We start from the raw sequence: 17,006 nt of genomic DNA on the forward strand, positions 1-17,006 counted from the left end.
TGGCATGATCGACGTCGGATCTGAGCCCGCCACGTAGCTGCGGATGTCGATGCTATTCGGGGGTTGGGTTGCGCTGTCGCACCGCCTGTCTGTTGTGGCCAGTTGTGGCGCGGGCAGGCTCCCGTGCTTGTGTTGATCGATGAGATCGTGGGCTGGCGGGCGGGTCTGGATGATCTGCTGGCGCGGTTCGCGCACCGTTTCGGGCGGGCGGAGCCGCGCCGGCAGGCGCTGACCTACCTGGTCGGGTTGCTGTCACCCCTGGCGAGCAAGAACGGCTGGACCCTGGCCGAGGCCGCCGGCGACGCGACGCCGGACCGGATGCAACGACTGCTCAACAGGTCCGCGTGGGACCCGGACGCGGTCCGCGATGACTTGTTCGCCTACGTGTCCGAGCACCTCGGTGACGACGACGGGGTGCTGATCGTCGACGAGACCGGCTTCCTGAAGAAGGGAATCAAGTCGGCGGGGGTGCAGCGTCAGTACTCGGGCACGGCCGGGCGGACGGAGAATTGCCAGCTCGGGGTGTTCCTGGCCTATGCCAGCCCGGTCGGGCGCACGCTGATCGACCGGGAGTTGTATCTGCCCCGCGGCTGGTGCGACGACCCCGCCCGCCGCGCCGAAGCCGGCATCGAGGCGGGCGTCGGGTTCGCCACGAAACCGGCGCTGGGCCTGCGGATGCTCGAACGCGCCATGACCGCCGGCCTGCCGGCAAGGTGGGTCACCGCCGACGAGGCATACGGACAGGACTCCAAGTTCCGGGCCTGGCTGCAGCAGCAACGCATCGGTTACGTCCTGGCCGTGCCCCGCAACCAACGGGTCCCCACCGCGACAGGCAGCTCCCGTCCCGACGTCCTTGCCGCCAACGCACCGCCCCTGGCGTGGAAGCGTCGTAGTTGCGGCGACGGCGCCAAAGGGCCACGACTTTACGACTGGGCCGTGGCCTCCCTGCCCGGCACCGCCGACGGATACGGCCACTGGCTGCTGATCCGCCGCAGCATCACCGACCCCACGGACCTGGCCTACTACCTATGCTTCGGCCCCACCGGCACGCCCGACGAGGACCTGATCCGTGTCGCCGGAACCCGGTGGGCAATCGAGGAGTGCTTCCAGACCGCCAAAACCGAGGTCGGCTTGGATCACTACCAGGTGCGTCGGTACGACGCCTGGTACCGCCACATAACTCTCGTTCTGTGCGCCCACGCCTACCTCGGCGGGTGGGTTGATCGCACTTTGAGGGCGGTGAGCAGTCTTCGGGTCTCTGATAGTTACGCCCAACATCATTTCGTTAGGAGTTGTAAGTGGGAGAAGTCCGACCTCGTCACCGGCTGAACGGCGGCGTTGCCCGGCCTGGACAGTGAGACCAGGCCGGGCAACGCCAGGAGGCAACGGAGAGCCCTCAGCTGTGCTGCGGGATGTCCGTCGTGTACGCCAGCTCGCGGCCCGCCTCCACGTCGGAGGTCAGCGCTTCGATCCGGGCCTTGGCCAGCGAGTAGGAGTCCGAGCCGAGCAGTTGGTGCAGAGGCGCCTTACCCGACACCGCCACCTCGATGATGGCGCTTGCGGCCCGCACCGGGTCACCGAGCTGGGTGCCCGGCATCGCCAGGTGCGCCTCGGTCATCTCCCGGATCGACTCGTAGCCGGACACGGTGGTCGGCGGCAGACCAAGGGAGTGCGTACGCAGAAAATCCGTCTGCATGTAGCCGGGCTCCACGAGGTTGACCTGCACGCCGAAATCGCCGACTTCCGCGGCCAGTGACTCGGTCAGCCCCTCCAGGGCGTACTTTCCGGCGCAGTAGAGACCCCAGCCCGGGAAGGAGGTCAGACCGAGGATCGAGGAGATGTTGATGATGTGACCGCTGCGCTGGGCGCGCAGGGACGGCAGCACCGCACGAAGAACGTTCCAGAGTCCAAAGATCTGCACGTCGAACATCTGCCGGACGTCGGCGTCGGTGACCTCCTCGATGGCGGCGAGGAAGCCGTAACCGGCGTTGTTCACTACCACGTCGATCGTGTCGAAACGGTCGGTGGTGGAGCGGATCGCCGCGGCGACCGCCGTCTCGTCCGCGAGGTTCAGCTCAAGTGGCAGCAGCCGGGCCCGGTCCACGGATCCCAGGGCCGCGTCGAGACGCTCAGCCGACCTGGTCGTCGCCGCGACGTTGTCACCGCGATCGAGGAGCTGCTTGACCAACTCCAGGCCGAGGCCCCGAGAGGTGCCAGTGACGAACCAGGTGGCGGGTCGGGTGGTGGGGTACGACATCGGTGTTCTCCCTGTGACTGGAGTGGCAGCGCTGTGCCCTGCCGGGAACGCATTCCATGCTGCTGCCGGGCAGGCGAGCCGAACACCGCTGGCCAGGCCCAGCCGTACCTGGGAACGACATGCCCACCCAGCCCCTGGGGGCGGGCCGCCGCGCGCGCCATCATTGGCGACATGGTGCGACGCACAGAACTGGGCGACTTCCTGCGGAAGTGCCGGGCTGACACGACGCCGGAGGCAGCGGGAATCCCCCCGCTGTCGGGGCGACGCGTCCGCGGCCTGCGCCGGGAGGAGGTAGCTCAGCTCGCCGGGGTGAGCGTCGACTACTACACCCGCCTCGAACAGGGCCGGCACAGCAGTCCGTCGCAGGCCGTCATCGACGCGTTGGGCCGCGTCTTCCAGCTCGACGCGGCCGCCCGGGCTCACCTTGTCGACCTGGCCCGCCCGGCCCGGCAGCGCAGCGGGCAGGTGCCGGGCCAGCGGGTCCGGCCGGCGATGCACCAGATGATCGCCTCGATGGTCGACCACCCGGCCTTCATCCTCGGGCGCCGCACCGACATCCTCGCGTCGAACCTGCTGGCCCGCGCTCTCCTCACCGACTGGACCCAACTGCCACCCCGCCAGCGCAACTACACGCGCTGGGTCCTCCTCGACCCCGGCGCCCGCGAGGTCTACCCCGACTGGGCCACCGTGGCGGCTGACGTCGTGGGCACGCTGCGCCTCTACGCCGGCCGGAACCCCGACGACCCGCAGCTCAACGAACTCGTCGGCGAGCTGACCATCAAGAGCCCGCACTTCCGTACGTGGTGGCACAACCACCGGGTGCACGAGCGGACCCACGGCACCAAGCACATGATCCACCCCGCCGTGGGACCGATCACCATCCGATACGAGGCGCTGGCACTCCCCGGCGACGACGACCAGACGCTCTTCCTCTACACCACGGACCCCGGCAGCAGCTCACACGACAACCTTCGCCTGCTCGCGCTCTGGGCGACACAGCAGCGGTACGCCCCAACGACCGGCGCATCCAAGGCCGCTCCCGCCCAGATCGAGGACAGCCCAACCAGGTCCCCGGGCTCAGCCTGATTCCGACGGCCGTCGATCGCCCCTTGACAATCGGGCGTCTCCGCCGTGGACGATTCAGCGTGCGAATTCTCGTGGTGGCAGTGGTCTGATCGGTGCCCATGTCGTGGACGTGCTGCGCGAGCGAGGTCATGCCGCGACCACCGTGGCGCGTACCGCCCGTGTGGGGGCGACCGGCCTTCTCGTGCATTTCGATCATGATTGTTTCCACCAGCCCTGGGAGGAGCCGTGGGACATGGACTGGTCATGGCCGGTCGCCGTGACGGGGTTCATCGGTTGAAGGCTGCTCTTGCCCAGTGTCCGGATCCGCTGCAGCCGTCGTGCGGGTGGCCTGTGCACCGGTCATTGCGGGACAGCATCAAGAGGCCACCGTCGCGCGGGGTTCCGGTGACGGTTGTGCTGACCGGGGAAGGGCTGCCACAGGTTCGATCAGTGCGCATGCTGTGAGGCGTCAGGAGCGCCATGGCAGATGCGGAGGGGCGGTCCGACCTTGCGGGTTGTGGGTCCCCCGTTTATCCCCCGAAAACCCCGGCCAATCGTTGACAAACGGTGACAAGTGGCGATGAGCGCCTGGCGGTGTCTCTGCAGCTCAGCGACCAATTTCGGCAAGCAATGGCAAGCGTGATTCGGTTACTGTCGGTAACAAGGGGTTTTGACAAGCAATGACAAGTCCTGAACGAGGCTCGACAAGAGGTTGTCTTGGGTTCAAGTCACTCGTTTCCCTGAGCGCTTGATGCCGGGTCGGCGCCGCGGAAGGCGCGTCGCGACGAGCTTGGCCGCAGCGCACTGCAGCGAGCGAACGCCGCGGCCCAGCTTAGATGGCGCGCGCTCACCGGCGTCGAGCTGACCGGGGGGCCGTCCGCCGCGGTTGCCGGCGGATGACGGAGGTCTGCGCGGCGGACGGTGGTGTGCGGGGAGGTCATCCGGGCCGGGCTCCGCTCCTCGCCCGGGCGTACGCCATCAGCGCCATCGAGAACCGGCGATCCCGCTGGATCGCCGGATTCGTGCGGGCCAACTCCCGGTAGATGCCGACCGACTCCTCGGCCGGAGCCAGGGCCTCCGTGCGCCGTCCCAGCTCGGTCAGCCGGAGACTGAGGTTGCACAGCGCCTGCGCGGTGGCGGGTAGGTAGACGGCCTGGTCGGCTTCGGCCAGGTGCCGGTACAGGTCCGCGGCTCCCCGGCGGGCGGCGAGAGCGTCTTCGTGCCGGTCCACCATCGACAGGTAGACACCCACGTTGTTTAGTGACTGCGCCAGTTCGGGTAGGTACGCGGTAGGAGCTGCGCCGGCCAGCTTTCGGGTGACGGCCACGGCTTCCTCGGCGAACCCGATGGCCTCCTCGCCGCGCCCCACCAGGGCCAGGAAGCCGGCGTGGTTGTTCAGCGACTGGGCTAGCCCCTGGCCCACCTGCACAGCGGCGACACCTGCACCCGCCTTACCGCCGGCCGACGCCAGCCTGTACCTGTGGGCCGACCGTGCCCAGGATCCCGCGCCAAACCGAGCTCGCTTCCGGCCTCCGCTTCGACGTGGTGGGCCCTGAACGATCGGGCCTTGGTGCGACTGCTGAACACTCGGTCATAGTGGACGCCCCGTGCGCCCACCCGCGCGTATATCGTGACGGGCAAGCATAGGCAGGCATCGATTACGCAGGGGGTGTCGACATGGCGTTATCAAGACGGGTGGCCCTTGCGGCATCCTGGCTGGTAGCGGGAGTGGGCGCGCTGACCGCCCTCGCCATGATCTCTGTGGTGCCTGGTAGCGCCTCGGCGGACACCGTGGCAGGTGGATGCCGGGCGACGGCGCGTACTGACTCGCATTGGGGCAATGGTCCGACGAGCGGCGCGGTCGTCGTCGTCACGGTCACCAACACCGCGACGACGCCCGCGACGACCTGGTCGGTGACGTGGACGCTGGCGGACGGCCAACGGGTCGTCAACGCGTGGAACGCCACGGTCAGCACGTCGGGCCAGACGGTGACCGCGGTCAACCTCGCATGGAACGGCAGGCTGGCTCCGGGTGCCTTCACGACGTTCGGGATGCAGCTGGCCGGCTCGAGCTCGGCACCGGCGTTGAGCTGCAGTAACAATGCCGTGTCACCGCCCTCCTCGCCGCCGGTCTCCAGCTCGGCGCCGGGGCCTGAGGACGTCAGGGTCACCGAGGCCGACACCCGGACCGCGGTGACCCTGGTCCTCGGGCAGACGCTCGGCGTGTCCCTGCCGTCGAGCTACCTACCGTTGACGTCCACCAGCCCGGCGTTGACCCTCGTGTCGAGCAGCGGCGGATACCCCACCGGTCAGCCGCTGACCGCGCTGTTCCGGGCGGTCGGTACCGGTTCGCTCGACCTGTCCACGGTGAGCGACGACCCGTGCTTCCACACGACGCCACCGTGTGCGAGACCGGTCCTGCAGTGGACGGTTCACGTCAACGTCGTCCCCGCGTCGCCGGCCGGAGACGTCAACCTGACCCAGGCCGCGAACCGGACCACGGTCAATCTGGTCATCGGGCAGACACTCGGCGTGTCGCTACCCGCGAACTACCGGCCGTTCACGTCCGTGAACCCTGCGTTGGCCCTCGTGTGGACCACCGGTGGTTACCCCACTGGGCAGCCGCTCAGGGTGCTGTTCCGGGCGGTCGGGGGCGCCTCGTTCGACCTTTACACGCAGACCGACATGGCGTGCAACCACGACCCCACCCCGTGCCCCGGCCCATACCAGCCGTGGACGGTACGCATAAACACCCTCTACCCGCCGCCGTCCCGCTGACCGGGCCCACAACGAGAAGTCGATCATCATGCACCTCGCCGCCACGCGCGCGCCGGCACCGGCGATGATCGTCAGGTATCGGCGCACTCAGGGGAGGCGAATGCCGGGCCTGCGATTGACGCGCCGGCCACAACGCGCGCATGACTCCTACGTCCTGGCGTACTCGCCGTGGCCGCCACCGCTGCCACATCAGCCCGCCGCCGACGCCGTGGACGTACCGAGCTTGGCCGTGTGGGCCGTGGATGTCCAAGCCGCACCGACCCTCCTGGGACGGATCCACGACAGCCGGCACGTCGGACTTCCACACCCGGATCGGCGCTACGCGAGGCTCACCGACCTGGACTCCGCAGGCGCGGCGGCGGACGCAGCGCGCCGCGAGCTGCTCACCGGACGGCCGACCGCCGAACCCGGCGACCTGCCCGACCTGTCGAGCGCAGCCGCGGTCATCGACTGGGGTCGCACAGGCGTCGCGCCGAGGACGCCAGCTGCGACTGTCGTATTAGTACTCCAGCCGCACTTGCCTGATCTGAAGTTTCGGCAGCTCATCGACAGGATTGGCTGCCGAGTCATGCCGGCCGTGCAGCTGCAGACGTCGATGCTATTCGCCGGATGGGTTAGGTGGTCGCACCGTTTGTCTGTTGTGGTCTATCGGAGGGCGGGCAGGCTCCCGTGCTTGTGTTGATCGACGAGATCGTGGGCTGGCGGGCGGGTTTGGACGATCTGCTCGCAGGGTTCGCGCACCGGTTCGGGCGCGCAGAGCCGCGCCGGCAGGCGCTGAGTTATCTGGTCGGGTTGCTGTCACCCCTGGCAACCAAGAACGGCTGGACCCTAGCCGAGGCCGCCGGTGACACCACGCCGGACCGTATGCAAAGGCTGCTCAACAGGTCTGCGTGGGACTCGGATGCTGTTCGCGACGACCTGTTTGCCTACGTGAGCGAGCACCTCGGTGACGACGACGGGGTGCTGATCGTCGATGAGACCGGCTTCCTGAAAAAAGGCATCAAGTCGGCCGGGGTGCAGCGTCAGTACTCCGGCACGGCCGGGCGGACGGAGAACTGCCAGCTCGGAGTGTTCCTCGCCTACGCCAGCCCGGCGGGGCGCACCCTGGTCGACCGGGAGTTGTATCTGCCCCGCGGCTGGTGCGACAACCCCACCCGCCGCGCCGAAGCCGGCATCGCCGCGAACGTCGAGTTCGCCACGAAGCCCGCGCTGGGACTGCGGATGCTCGAACGCGCCATCACCGCCGGCCTGCCGGCGAGGTGGGTCACCACGGACGAGGCATACGGACAGGACTCCAAGTTCCGCACCTGGCTGCAGCAGCACCGGAAGGGCTACGTGCTTGCCGTGCCCCGCAACCAACGGATCCCGACCACGACTGGCAGTTCCCGCCCGGACGTCCTCGCCGCGAACGCGCCGGCCCTGGCGTGGAAGCGTCGCAGCTGCGGCGCCGGCGCCAAAGGACCGCGACTCTACGACTGGGCGCCTCCCTACCCGGCACCATCCACGGGCACGGCCACTGGCTGCTGATCCGCCGCAGCATCACCAACCCCACCGACCTGGCCTACTACCTGTGCTTCGGCCCCGACGACACCAGCGACGAGACCCTCATCCGCATCGCCGGAACCCGGTGGGCGATCGAGGAATGCTTCCAAACCGCCAAGACCGAAGTCGGCCTGGATCACTACCAGGTGCGTCGCTACGACGCCTGGTACCGCCACATAACACTCGTTCTGTGCGCCCACGCCCACCTCGCCGTCACCGCCACCCACGCCAAAAAAGGGGCACCGAATCCGACGACGGCCTCATACCCCTCACCCTCGGCGAGGTCCGACGTCTCCTGGCACACCTGATCACCACCACCCGACCCATCGACCACATCCATCGATGGTCACGATGGCGGCGCCGACACCAGTACCGCGCCAAAACAGCCCACTACCAGCGAAGACTCCGACTTCACCAGGTGCGGCTGGAGTACTAATCCCGCAACAGCACCTACCCGCCTCGCGACAGGAAGAACCGTCATGGACCACGCGGCGCCCACCGGCACCTCCGAAGCATTGAGGAGCTGTTCCAGACCGGCAAAGGGCAGGTCCGCCTGGACCACTACCAGGTCTTCAGTTGGACCAGCTGGCACCGATTCATCACCCTGGCCATGCTCGCCGCGACCATCCTCGTTCGCACTCAGAAGGCTGTGCGACGTCCGTGGTCAAACGCCGATGGGTCGTCGAACGCACCCTCGGCTGGATCATGCAACACCGACGCCTCGCCCGCGACTACGAAGCCCTACCCGACAACTCCGCCAGCATGATCCGCATCGCGATGATCGACAACCTCACCAAACGCATCACCGACGAAACCACCCCAACCTGGCGAGACACCTGAAGGCAGTATCACTCACAAAATACGTGAATCAGACGCCCGCTCACGGGCCTCTCCCTGATTGACTGAGCGACGCCGGTGCCGCATACGCACGATCTGCGGCTCGAGCATGCCCCCCGGTCCCGGGGCACGTCGATTCCGCACTGGCCCCGACGCCCCGGTCAGCACCGTCTTTGATCGGCTGCCGTTGCGGATGTTGCCCGAGCCGGCGCCGTCGGCCTCGTGTTCGGCATAACCGAGGTGCTCGGTCATCTCCTCGTTCCACGCGGTCTCCAGGACCGTCTTGGTCAACTGCTCCAGCAGCCGGTCCGTACCCCGCCAGCGACAGGCGCTGCATCTTCGCTGTCCGGACCAGCTCAGCGGCAGCTTTCTCCTCCGCAGCCTTCCCTCGCCGGTCTGATGATTCAGCGTCGCGGTCATCAAGGCACCCGCCTCACCAGGCACAACGGCCGGTGGGTCAGGTCGGAAACCCCCGTTAGATCCACAGGCCCGATTGAGCAGAGCCTCTGGCAATCCCCCGAGCTGTGATCATCGATGTCTGTTCGGCTGATGATGACATTTCATTTTTGTAGTTATCTGATCGACGCTCTGTACATATTTAGGAGGTTCAGTGAGACGAAGGAGATCCGTGTGGGGTTCGGTGTCTCGGATCCCGCGCCTGTCGCGTAGTCGCGGCGGGCGGATGGTAGCCGCCGGATTGTCGGTGGTGCTGGCAGCGACGATGGCGGATTGGGTGGCCGCGCCGGCGGCCGCTGCGGTTCCGCAGCCGGCCGAGCGTGCTCAGGTCGAGCCGCAGGTGTTGGAGCGGCCGGATGAGGCGGCGGCGCTGGTGACGGCGCGGTTGACCAATAAGAAGGTTCAGATCACCGGGATGACGTCGGAGACGTCCGAGTTTTGGGCGTTGCCGGACGGGCGGGTGGAGGCGGTGGTCCACCTCGCCCCGGTGCGGATGCGGCGAAGTGGCGACTGGATTCCGGTGGACCTTGCCATGGCTGCTCAGCCGGACGGTTCGGTGGCGCCGAAGGCTCATCCGGGCGACCTGCGGCTGTCTGGAGCGCGGCCAGCGGCGTCCAATGGAGAACTGGCGTCGTTGGAGACCGGTGATGGTCGGGTGGCTCTTGGTTGGAGCGGGCGGCTCCCGGCGCCGACTGTCGAGGGCGCGAAGGCTGTGTACGCCGAGGTGTTCCCTGGCGTGGACCTTGTAGTGGAGGCCACTCGGACCGGTGTCGAGACGTTCTTGGTGGTGAAGTCCCGCGAAGCGGCGGCTCATGTCGCTCAGGTGAGCATGCCCGTCACCGGTGAGGGACTGAGGTCGGTTGCGCGGGAAGCGAACGGCAACATCAAGTTCCGGGACGGGAAGGGTCGGCAGATCGCGTCATCCGCCGCGCCGGAGATGTGGGACGCCCACGTCGACGCGGTGGGGCAGCCGACCGAGCAGAAGGTGGTCTCTGCCCGGGTCGGTGCCTTGACTGAGGTCAAGGACCGGGGCCGTCGTGCCGACTTCAGCCTGCGCCCGGACATGGCGTGGCTGACTGCTCCCGAGCGGCAGTACCCGGTGGTCATTGACCCGCAGCTCAACCCGGTGTCGACGACGTTCGACACGTATGTGAAGCAGAACGACGGCGTCGACCGGGGTGGCGCCAACGACCTGCATGTGGGTCGTTCCTCGGACGGCCTCATTGCTCGCGCCCTGGCCCGCTGGGACACCACGGCGCTGGTGGGTAAGAAGATCAACTCCGCGACCATGTATTTCTGGAATTTCTGGTCGGGGACCTGCTCGGCACGGTCGTGGGAACTGTGGTCGGTTGGGCCGGTCTCTGAAGGGGTGCTCTGGGGCACTCAGCCGGCGTGGAACTACCGGGAGGCTACGTCGACGGCTACCAAGGGGTTCAACGCAACCTGCAACGACGGCTGGTCGTCCATCGCGGCTACGAGCTTCTTCCAACGCGCGGCGAATGTTGGTGACACGCGGGCCGATATGGGCATTCGGTCCACTTCGGAAACTGACACCACCGCCTTCAAGCAGTTCCGGTCGCGTAACGCGGTAGAGCCGGCCGAGGTGCCGTACGCGGTCGTTAACTACGACTCGTATACGACGGTCACGGCGCGGGCGACGGTGCCGTCGTTGCCGTGTGCGACCGGGTCCAGCGCCCCCTACGTGAACACGAGGACACCGCAGCTCCGGGCGCAGATCACCAACCCCGCCGGGGGGCAGGTGAAGGCCGAGTTCGAGTGGCTGATCGACGGTGGCACCCGGCTCGGTGGTGCGATCGTCGGGCCCGGCGCGTCGGGCTCGTGGCTGGCCGCCTCGGTGCCGGCCGGCGTCTTCGGCGAGGGTGCAACATACTCGTGGCGGGTCCGCGGGACCGACGGCCTGGTCGACGGGCCGTGGAGCGGGTACTGCGCGATGATCGTGGACGCAGTCGCGCCGTCGGCGGCACCCTCAGTGGCGTCGACGGCGTATCCGGAGGGGCAGTGGGCCGGAGCGGCTGGGACGGCGGGTGACTTCACCTTCGGCGCCTCCGGCGTGAGCGACGTCTCCGCCTACGAGTACGGCCTGAACGTCAACCCGCCTAATCAGACCGTCAACGCGGCCAGCCTCGGCGGAAGCGGCACAGTCTCGATCACCCCGACCGCCGACGGGCCGCAGACGCTGTACGTGCGCTCGCGTGACCGGGCAGGCAACCAGTCGGCGATCCAGGCGTACACCTTCAATGTCGGCTCTGGCGCGGTGACCTCGCCCAAGGAGGGTGACATCACCGCGGCGAAGGTGGCCATCACCGGTGTGGGCCAGGCGGCCGCTGCCGGTGTCACGTACCAGTGGCGGCGCGGCGACGCCGACGGGTGGGTGGACATCCCGGCCGGGGACGTCAGCGTCGCTGCGGGCGGCGGCGCGGTGAGCTGGCCGCTGCCGACCAGCGGTGGAGGCAACTTCCCCAAGCTCAACTGGAACGTCGAGGCCACCCTCGCGGCAGCCGACGCGGAGTCCATCCCCCGCAGTGGTCCGCTCCAACTGCGAGGCACCTTCACTGGTGGCACCGGGGGCACCTCCAGTGCGGTGAAGATCAGTTTCGACCGGGACCAGGCATCGGCGGCGGCCGAGGAGATCGGGCCCGGCTCGGTCAACCTCATCACCGGCAACTACACGGTGTCCGACACCGACGTCTCCGTCGACTCGTTCGGCAGTGACCTCACAGTCACCCGCTCGTACAACACCCGGCGAGCGGGCGCGACGGATACGGCGAACATGTTCGGGCCAGGCTGGGTGTCTGGCACCGTGGTTGAGGAGGCCGAGTCGCCCTACACGTCACTGACCGTGTATGGCTCACTGGTGCAGGTCGGTCTGCCGGAGGGTGACACGATCGGCTTCACCAAACGCACTGCCACCGTCTTCGATCCCGAAGTCGGGATGGAGTTCCTCAAGCTGGCGTACAACTCCACCGGCGACTCGTACACGATGACGGACGAGGACGGCAACACGGTGCTGTTCACCCGGGTCACCGGGACTGCTGCGGGCAAGTACTTCCCGACGTCGGTGACCGTGCCGGGTAGCAACCAGACCACAACGTTGGGCTGGGAGAAGGCCACTGCCGACGGCAAGGAGATCGTCCGGCCGACCCGGATGCTGGCTCCCGTCGCCGACGGGGTCAACTGCACGACGCTGACCCGCGGATGCCGGGCGCTGACGTTCACCTACGCCACGACGACGACGGCGACCGGCACCGCCGAGTCGGCGTGGGGCGACCACACCGGCCGGGTGAAGGAGATCTCCTTCACCGCCTGGGATCCCGACCTGGCCACGCCGGCGATGCGGACTGTGCCGATGGCTCGGTACGCGTACGACAACGCCGGCCGGCTACGGGGGGTCTGGGATCCGAGGCTCGACTGGAACGACGCCGGCACCACCCGGCACCTCTGGGACACCTACGACTACACGTCGGAGGGAATCCTCAGCGTCGTCAAGCCTGTCGCCCAAGAGCCTTGGCAGCTCAGCTACACCACCATCCCAGGTGACCCCGGGCTGGGCCGGCTGCACAAGGTGACCCGCTCGGCGCTCACCGCCGGAACCGCCATACAAACGGTGGTCTACAAGATTCCGGTCTCCGGCGCCGGGGCACCCTATGACCTCTCACCAGGACAGACCACCCGGTGGGCACAGGCCGAAGCGCCAACGGACGCCACCGCGGTCTTTCCGGCCAACCAGGTACCGAACGGTAACCCGACGGCGGGCACCCTGCCGTCGTCGTACGAACGGGCGACGGTGACCTACCTCGACGCCAACGCCCGGGAAGTCAACACCGCCTCACCAGGGGGGCACATCGGTGCGACCTGGTACGACAAGTGGGGCAACACCATCCGCACGCTGACCCCCGGCAACCGAGCCCGGGCACTCAACACCGGGTCGTCAGACGACGCCGCAGCGGAAAGCACGCTCGCCCGCCGCTACTCCACCCTCAACAACTACTCCTCCGACGGGCAACGGCTCACCAGCACCATGGAGCCCGAGCACGACGTGATGCTGCCAAACGGCACCACCGTGCGTGGACGCAAGCACACCATGAACACCTACGACCAGGGCGCACCAACCACGGGCGGCCCGTACAACCTAGTGACCACCCAGGTCGTCGCCGCCCGGATCTGGGACAGCAACGGCATCGAGAGCGACACCGACCAGAAGACCACCACCACCGCGTACGACTGGGCACTTCGCCAGCCGACGGTGGTGACGGTGGACCCGGCTGGGCTGGCCCAGACCACGCGCACGACGTACGACCCGATCACCGCCCTGGCCACCTCGACCACGGCTCCGGCAGGCGGTGCCACCACCAACACGCCCGCCACCCAGACAACCATCTACTACCGGGCGACCTCCGGATCCGGCTACAGCGAGTGTGACCTCAAGCCCGAGTGGTCCAACCTGCCCTGCCGGGTGCAGCCCGGCGGCCAAGCCGCCAGCGGGCCAGAGTTGCCGGTTAAGGCCACCACCTACGACATGTTCAACCAGCCAAGGGTGGTCACCGAGAAGACCAGCGCCGGCACGCTACGGACCACCACCACGACCTACGACAACGCGGGCCGGGCGTACGAGACAAGCGTGGCCGCCGCCACCGGCCTGGGCACGGCAGTGCCCATCAGCCGGAACGTCTACGAACCCGCGACCGGCCGCCTGCTGCGCAGTCAGCAGGTGGTCGGCGGACTGGCGACCGCCCAGGTGGAGAAGGGGTATGACAGCCTGGGCCGGCAGACGTCGTACACCGACGCCGACGGAGCCGCCTCGACAACCACGTACGACCTGCTTGGGCGGGTGGCGACCAGCGACGACGGCAAGGCCACCCGGACTTACACCTATGACGGTGGCGCCGAGCGGCGCGGCCTGCTCACCTCGGTCAACGACACGCAGGCCGGCGTCTTTTCCGGCAGCTACGACGCCGACGGCACACTGACATCGGAGACTTGGCCGAACGGCGTTCAGGTGACCACGCAGACCGACGAGACGGGCACCCAGGTCGGCATGACCTACGTCAAGCCCGGCTGCGCGGCCACCGACTGCACCCTCTATACCGAGTCGGTGGTGGAATCGACGCACGGCCAATGGCGAGACCGGTCGTCCAGCCTGTCCAAGCAGAACTACAGCTACGACCAGGCTGGCCGCCTCAGCTCGATCCAGGACACCATCGGCGGGCAGTGCACCACCCGGTCGTACGGGCTCAGCACCTCGTCGAACCGCAACACGCTCTCCGAGTACGCTCCGGCGGCGGCAGGCGCCTGCCAGACCGTCACGGCGACATCAACCCGGACCTGGACACACGACACCGCGGACCGGGCCAATGCCACGGGATACGTCTACGACGCACTCGGCCGTACCACAACCGTCCCCGCAACCGACACCGGCAACCCAGCCGGCGGCAATGCCACCGCGGCGTACCACGTGACGGACCTGGTCGACACGATCACCCAAAACGGTCGCACCACCGATTACGCACTGGACGTCACCGGTGAGCGCATCCGATCCTGGACCGACACCACCATCAGCGGCGCTGCAAGTCAGTCGGTGCATCACTACGACGGAGACGATGACAGCCCATCCTGGACCCAGGAGGCGGTCGACCGGTTCACCCGGCCGGTCTCCGGGCTCGCCGGCATGGCCGGCATCTTCAATAGTGAGAGCGGTAAAGTCGACTGGCAGGTGGCCAACCTGCACGGCGACGTGGTCGCGACTGTTCAAGCCGATGACGAGGGCCTGTCCCGTACCAGCGAAGCTACCGAATACGGCAACCCGCGCAACACCGATGACCTCGGAATCCAGCGGTACGGGTGGCTCGGTACCAAGCAACGGGCCGCCGATGCCCCGTCCGGCATCGTCCTAATGGGCGTCCGCCTTTACAACCCGACCACCGGCCGGTTCCTGCAGACCGACCCGATCTACGGCGGCAACGCCAACCCGTACGACTACTGTTCGGGCGATCCGGTCAACTGCTCCGACCTCGACGGTAAACGGAGCTTCTCCAAGTGGAAGAAGAAGGCTTGGCAGAGCACCAAGCGCTGGTGGCGATCGAACGGTAAGTGGGTGGTCGGCGGAGCGCTCGCCGTCGGTGGTGCAGCCGCCTGCCTCGCCTCCGCTGGCATCGCATGTGCCATCATCGTCGGTGCTGTGGTCGGCGGCGCTGGCTACGGATACAACTGCTACCACGACAGCGGCTACCGGTGGAGCAGGCGGTGCAGCGGTCAGGCAGCCAAGGGGGCGGCCTATGGCGCGGTGACTGGCGGCGCCGGTAAGTATCTCAAGCTCCGTTACGCAGGCCGGAACGTCAAGGCATCGCACCGCGGCCATGGACGCGGAGGGTACGGCCGGTCCGGCTCGCACCGTGAGCGTGGATGGCGCCAGTGGGCGAGCAGGTGGTGGTGATCGACGACAACTTTGCGGGAGGCATGATGAGCGGGCAGAGGCCAACCGTCGCCAGATGGGCCTTCTGGGTTCTCGGGATTTTGGCCCTGGCATTCGTTACCCAGGTGGTCGCGTCGAGGTCTGGGCAGGAATGGGTGCAATCGGCCGGTTTTGTTTTGCTGATTTTCTTCGCATTCTTTGCCGCTCCGTACCGGACAAAGTAATTCAGCACCTTCTCTGACTCATCTGGAGGATGGCAACGTGCGAGTGCCGGCGGTCGAAACCGCCGGCACTCGTTGTCCGGGATGGCTCGTCCGAGGTCGGCCTACCTCGCCTCACAGCTGGGCCAGTATTGGGCAATCATCGGTACGGTTGGCTAGTAGTGCTTTGTTAGGTCGTTGTGGCGTGTCGCCTGTCGGTCCCCCGTTTACCCCCCGAAAACCCGCTGTTAGGAACTCTTAGGCCACTGGTCGCCGGGTCGAATTGGCCGAAAGTACAACGCCTCACGGGTCGGCGTGGACTAATGGCCGAGGGGCCGGCGCAGCTGCTTCGACAGGCTGTGGCGCATGACGTGGCACGGTTCGAAAGACGCTGACCTTATCGACGACAGTGAGCCTCGGTTTGCCGAGACTCCGGCGCGAACGCGGGTGGTCGCGCTCGATGTCCTGCGGGGGTTCGCGCTCTGCGGCATCCTGCTGGCGAACGTGAAGCCCATCGCGCACCGCGGGGGCGGGCTCGCCGCCGCGCATCTGCCGGAGACGACCGCGGCGACGGTGCTGCACCTGCTGGTCGACCAGCGGTTCTTCCCGATCTTCTCGGTGCTTTTCGGGGTCGGTTTCGCGCTGCTCCTCGAGTCGGTGCAGGTCCGGGTCCAGCGGCCACGCGTGGTGCTGTTGCGCAGGCTGCTGGCGCTGCTCGCCGTGGGGCTGGTCCACCTGCTGGTGTTGTGGAAGGGCGACATCCTCACCGTGTACGCGTCGGTGGGACTGCTGGTCCTGCTGCCCAGCACCTGGCTGCCACGACGAGTGGTGGCGTTCGGCGCCGTGGCGCTGCTCGTGCTGTCGGTGATCGTGTTCGGCGGCTGGTACTCGACGATCCCCGGGCTGTTCCTGCTCGGCTCGGCGTTGACCCGGTACGGGATCGTCGCAAAGCTCGACACTGTCACCCGTACCCCTGCGGTCTGGGCTGTGGTTTTCGCTCTTGCCGCCGTGCCCGCGACGATTGTCCAGGTTCGGGCGGGCGCCTCGAACCCGGACGGCACGGTGTTCCGCATCGCCTATCCGGCGGCGGGGTTGCTGACCGCGGGCGCGTACGTGTGCGTGATGGTGTGGCTGCTGCGGACACGGCTGGCTGCGGCGTTGACCGCCGTGTTCCGCCCGTTGGGGCGGATGGCGCTGACGAACTACCTGACGGCGACGGTGCTGGTGCTGGTGATCTCGGGCGTGATCGGCGGCTCGGACCGCTGGTCGACCGGTGCGGTGATCGCCGTCGCCCTGGCGGTCCTGCTGCCGCAGTGGCTCTGGTCGGTATGGTGGCTACGCCGGTACCGTCAGGGCCCGGCCGAGTGGCTGTGGCGGTGCGTGACCTGGTGGCGCTGGCAGCCGCTGCGACGCGCGTGACGCCTGAGCGCCCTCTCGGATC

The 17,006-nt window shown here is 67.7% G+C and carries 10 protein-coding genes and 4 pseudogenes; 11 read left to right on the forward strand and 3 right to left on the reverse strand.

Going from position 1 to position 17,006, the window contains the following annotated elements:
- Nucleotides 1-132 precede the first annotated feature (132 nt).
- Entirely contained in the window at nucleotides 133-1,329 is a 1,197-nt protein-coding gene (locus ACQPWW_RS13050) for an IS701 family transposase (protein ID WP_433134331.1), read from the forward strand.
- Nucleotides 1,330-1,396: 67 nt separating this feature from the next.
- Here ACQPWW_RS13050 and ACQPWW_RS13055 read toward each other — a convergent pair whose 3' ends face one another.
- Nucleotides 1,397-2,257: an SDR family NAD(P)-dependent oxidoreductase gene (locus tag ACQPWW_RS13055; protein ID WP_433132432.1), complete on the reverse strand. Its 861-nt coding sequence runs from the start codon at nucleotides 2,255-2,257 to the stop codon at nucleotides 1,397-1,399.
- A gap of 171 nt (nucleotides 2,258-2,428) precedes the next feature.
- Here ACQPWW_RS13055 and ACQPWW_RS13060 point away from each other — a divergent pair, with 171 nt between their 5' ends.
- The gene (locus ACQPWW_RS13060) at nucleotides 2,429-3,343 is read left to right on the forward strand and encodes a helix-turn-helix transcriptional regulator (RefSeq protein ID WP_433132434.1); all 915 of its coding nucleotides are present in this window, start codon (nucleotides 2,429-2,431) and stop codon (nucleotides 3,341-3,343) included.
- Between the two features lie 103 nt (nucleotides 3,344-3,446).
- Nucleotides 3,447-3,620: a hypothetical protein gene (locus ACQPWW_RS13065; protein ID WP_433132436.1), complete on the forward strand. Its 174-nt coding sequence runs from the start codon at nucleotides 3,447-3,449 to the stop codon at nucleotides 3,618-3,620.
- Nucleotides 3,621-4,259: 639 nt separating this feature from the next.
- Here ACQPWW_RS13065 and ACQPWW_RS13070 read toward each other — a convergent pair.
- Entirely contained in the window at nucleotides 4,260-4,745 is a 486-nt protein-coding gene (locus ACQPWW_RS13070; protein ID WP_433132438.1) for a tetratricopeptide repeat protein, read from the reverse strand.
- 329 nt (nucleotides 4,746-5,074) lie between these two features.
- Between ACQPWW_RS13070 and ACQPWW_RS13075 the strand changes: the two are divergent.
- The 5 genes and pseudogenes from ACQPWW_RS13075 to ACQPWW_RS13095 all read left to right on the forward strand — a co-directional run.
- A pseudogene (locus tag ACQPWW_RS13075) lies at nucleotides 5,075-5,353 on the forward strand (cellulose binding domain-containing protein); the annotation flags it as partial.
- A 162-nt stretch (nucleotides 5,354-5,515) separates the two neighbouring features.
- The gene (locus ACQPWW_RS13080; protein WP_433134784.1) at nucleotides 5,516-6,100 is read left to right on the forward strand and encodes a hypothetical protein; all 585 of its coding nucleotides are present in this window, start codon (nucleotides 5,516-5,518) and stop codon (nucleotides 6,098-6,100) included.
- Nucleotides 6,101-6,775: 675 nt separating this feature from the next.
- Nucleotides 6,776-7,950, forward strand: a pseudogene (locus ACQPWW_RS13085) (IS701 family transposase).
- A 203-nt stretch (nucleotides 7,951-8,153) separates the two neighbouring features.
- A pseudogene (locus tag ACQPWW_RS13090) lies at nucleotides 8,154-8,273 on the forward strand (IS701 family transposase); the annotation flags it as partial.
- A gap of 29 nt (nucleotides 8,274-8,302) precedes the next feature.
- Nucleotides 8,303-8,482 (forward strand): annotated as a pseudogene (locus ACQPWW_RS13095) (transposase); the annotation flags it as partial.
- 12 nt (nucleotides 8,483-8,494) lie between these two features.
- Here ACQPWW_RS13095 and ACQPWW_RS13100 read toward each other — a convergent pair.
- The gene (locus ACQPWW_RS13100) at nucleotides 8,495-8,899 is read right to left on the reverse strand and encodes a transposase (protein WP_433132440.1); all 405 of its coding nucleotides are present in this window, start codon (nucleotides 8,897-8,899) and stop codon (nucleotides 8,495-8,497) included.
- A 301-nt stretch (nucleotides 8,900-9,200) separates the two neighbouring features.
- Between ACQPWW_RS13100 and ACQPWW_RS13105 the strand changes: the two genes are divergently transcribed.
- The 3 genes from ACQPWW_RS13105 (at nucleotide 9,201) to ACQPWW_RS13115 (ending at nucleotide 16,984) form a co-directional block, all read left to right on the forward strand.
- Nucleotides 9,201-15,386 carry an RHS repeat-associated core domain-containing protein gene (locus tag ACQPWW_RS13105; RefSeq protein WP_433132442.1) on the forward strand — a complete coding sequence of 2,062 codons (6,186 nt, stop codon included), beginning with the start codon at nucleotides 9,201-9,203 and terminating at the stop codon, nucleotides 15,384-15,386.
- Nucleotides 15,365-15,589, forward strand: coding sequence for a hypothetical protein (locus tag ACQPWW_RS13110; protein ID WP_433132444.1), 225 nt, complete (start codon nucleotides 15,365-15,367; stop codon nucleotides 15,587-15,589). The genes ACQPWW_RS13105 and ACQPWW_RS13110 overlap by 22 nt, the downstream gene beginning before the upstream one ends.
- Before the next feature lie 423 nt (nucleotides 15,590-16,012).
- Nucleotides 16,013-16,984: a DUF418 domain-containing protein gene (locus tag ACQPWW_RS13115; protein ID WP_433132446.1), complete on the forward strand. Its 972-nt coding sequence runs from the start codon at nucleotides 16,013-16,015 to the stop codon at nucleotides 16,982-16,984.
- Nucleotides 16,985-17,006: the final 22 nt, after the last annotated feature.

Origin of the sequence: Micromonospora sp. CA-240977 (genome assembly GCF_050942285.1) — a bacterium.
Classification (GTDB): Bacteria; Actinomycetota; Actinomycetes; order Mycobacteriales; family Micromonosporaceae; genus Micromonospora.

What these genes read in the sequence shown, in the direction of transcription:
- ACQPWW_RS13105 (WP_433132442.1), top strand. Translation starts at nt 9,201, where the DNA reads ATGGCGGATTGGGTGGCCGCGCCGGCGGCCGCTGCGGTTCCGCAGCCG.
- ACQPWW_RS13060 (WP_433132434.1), top strand. Translation starts at nt 2,429, where the DNA reads ATGGTGCGACGCACAGAACTGGGCGACTTCCTGCGGAAGTGCCGGGCT.
- ACQPWW_RS13100 (WP_433132440.1), bottom strand. Translation starts at nt 8,899, where the DNA reads ATGACCGCGACGCTGAATCATCAGACCGGCGAGGGAAGGCTGCGGAGG.
- ACQPWW_RS13055 (WP_433132432.1), bottom strand. Translation starts at nt 2,257, where the DNA reads ATGTCGTACCCCACCACCCGACCCGCCACCTGGTTCGTCACTGGCACC.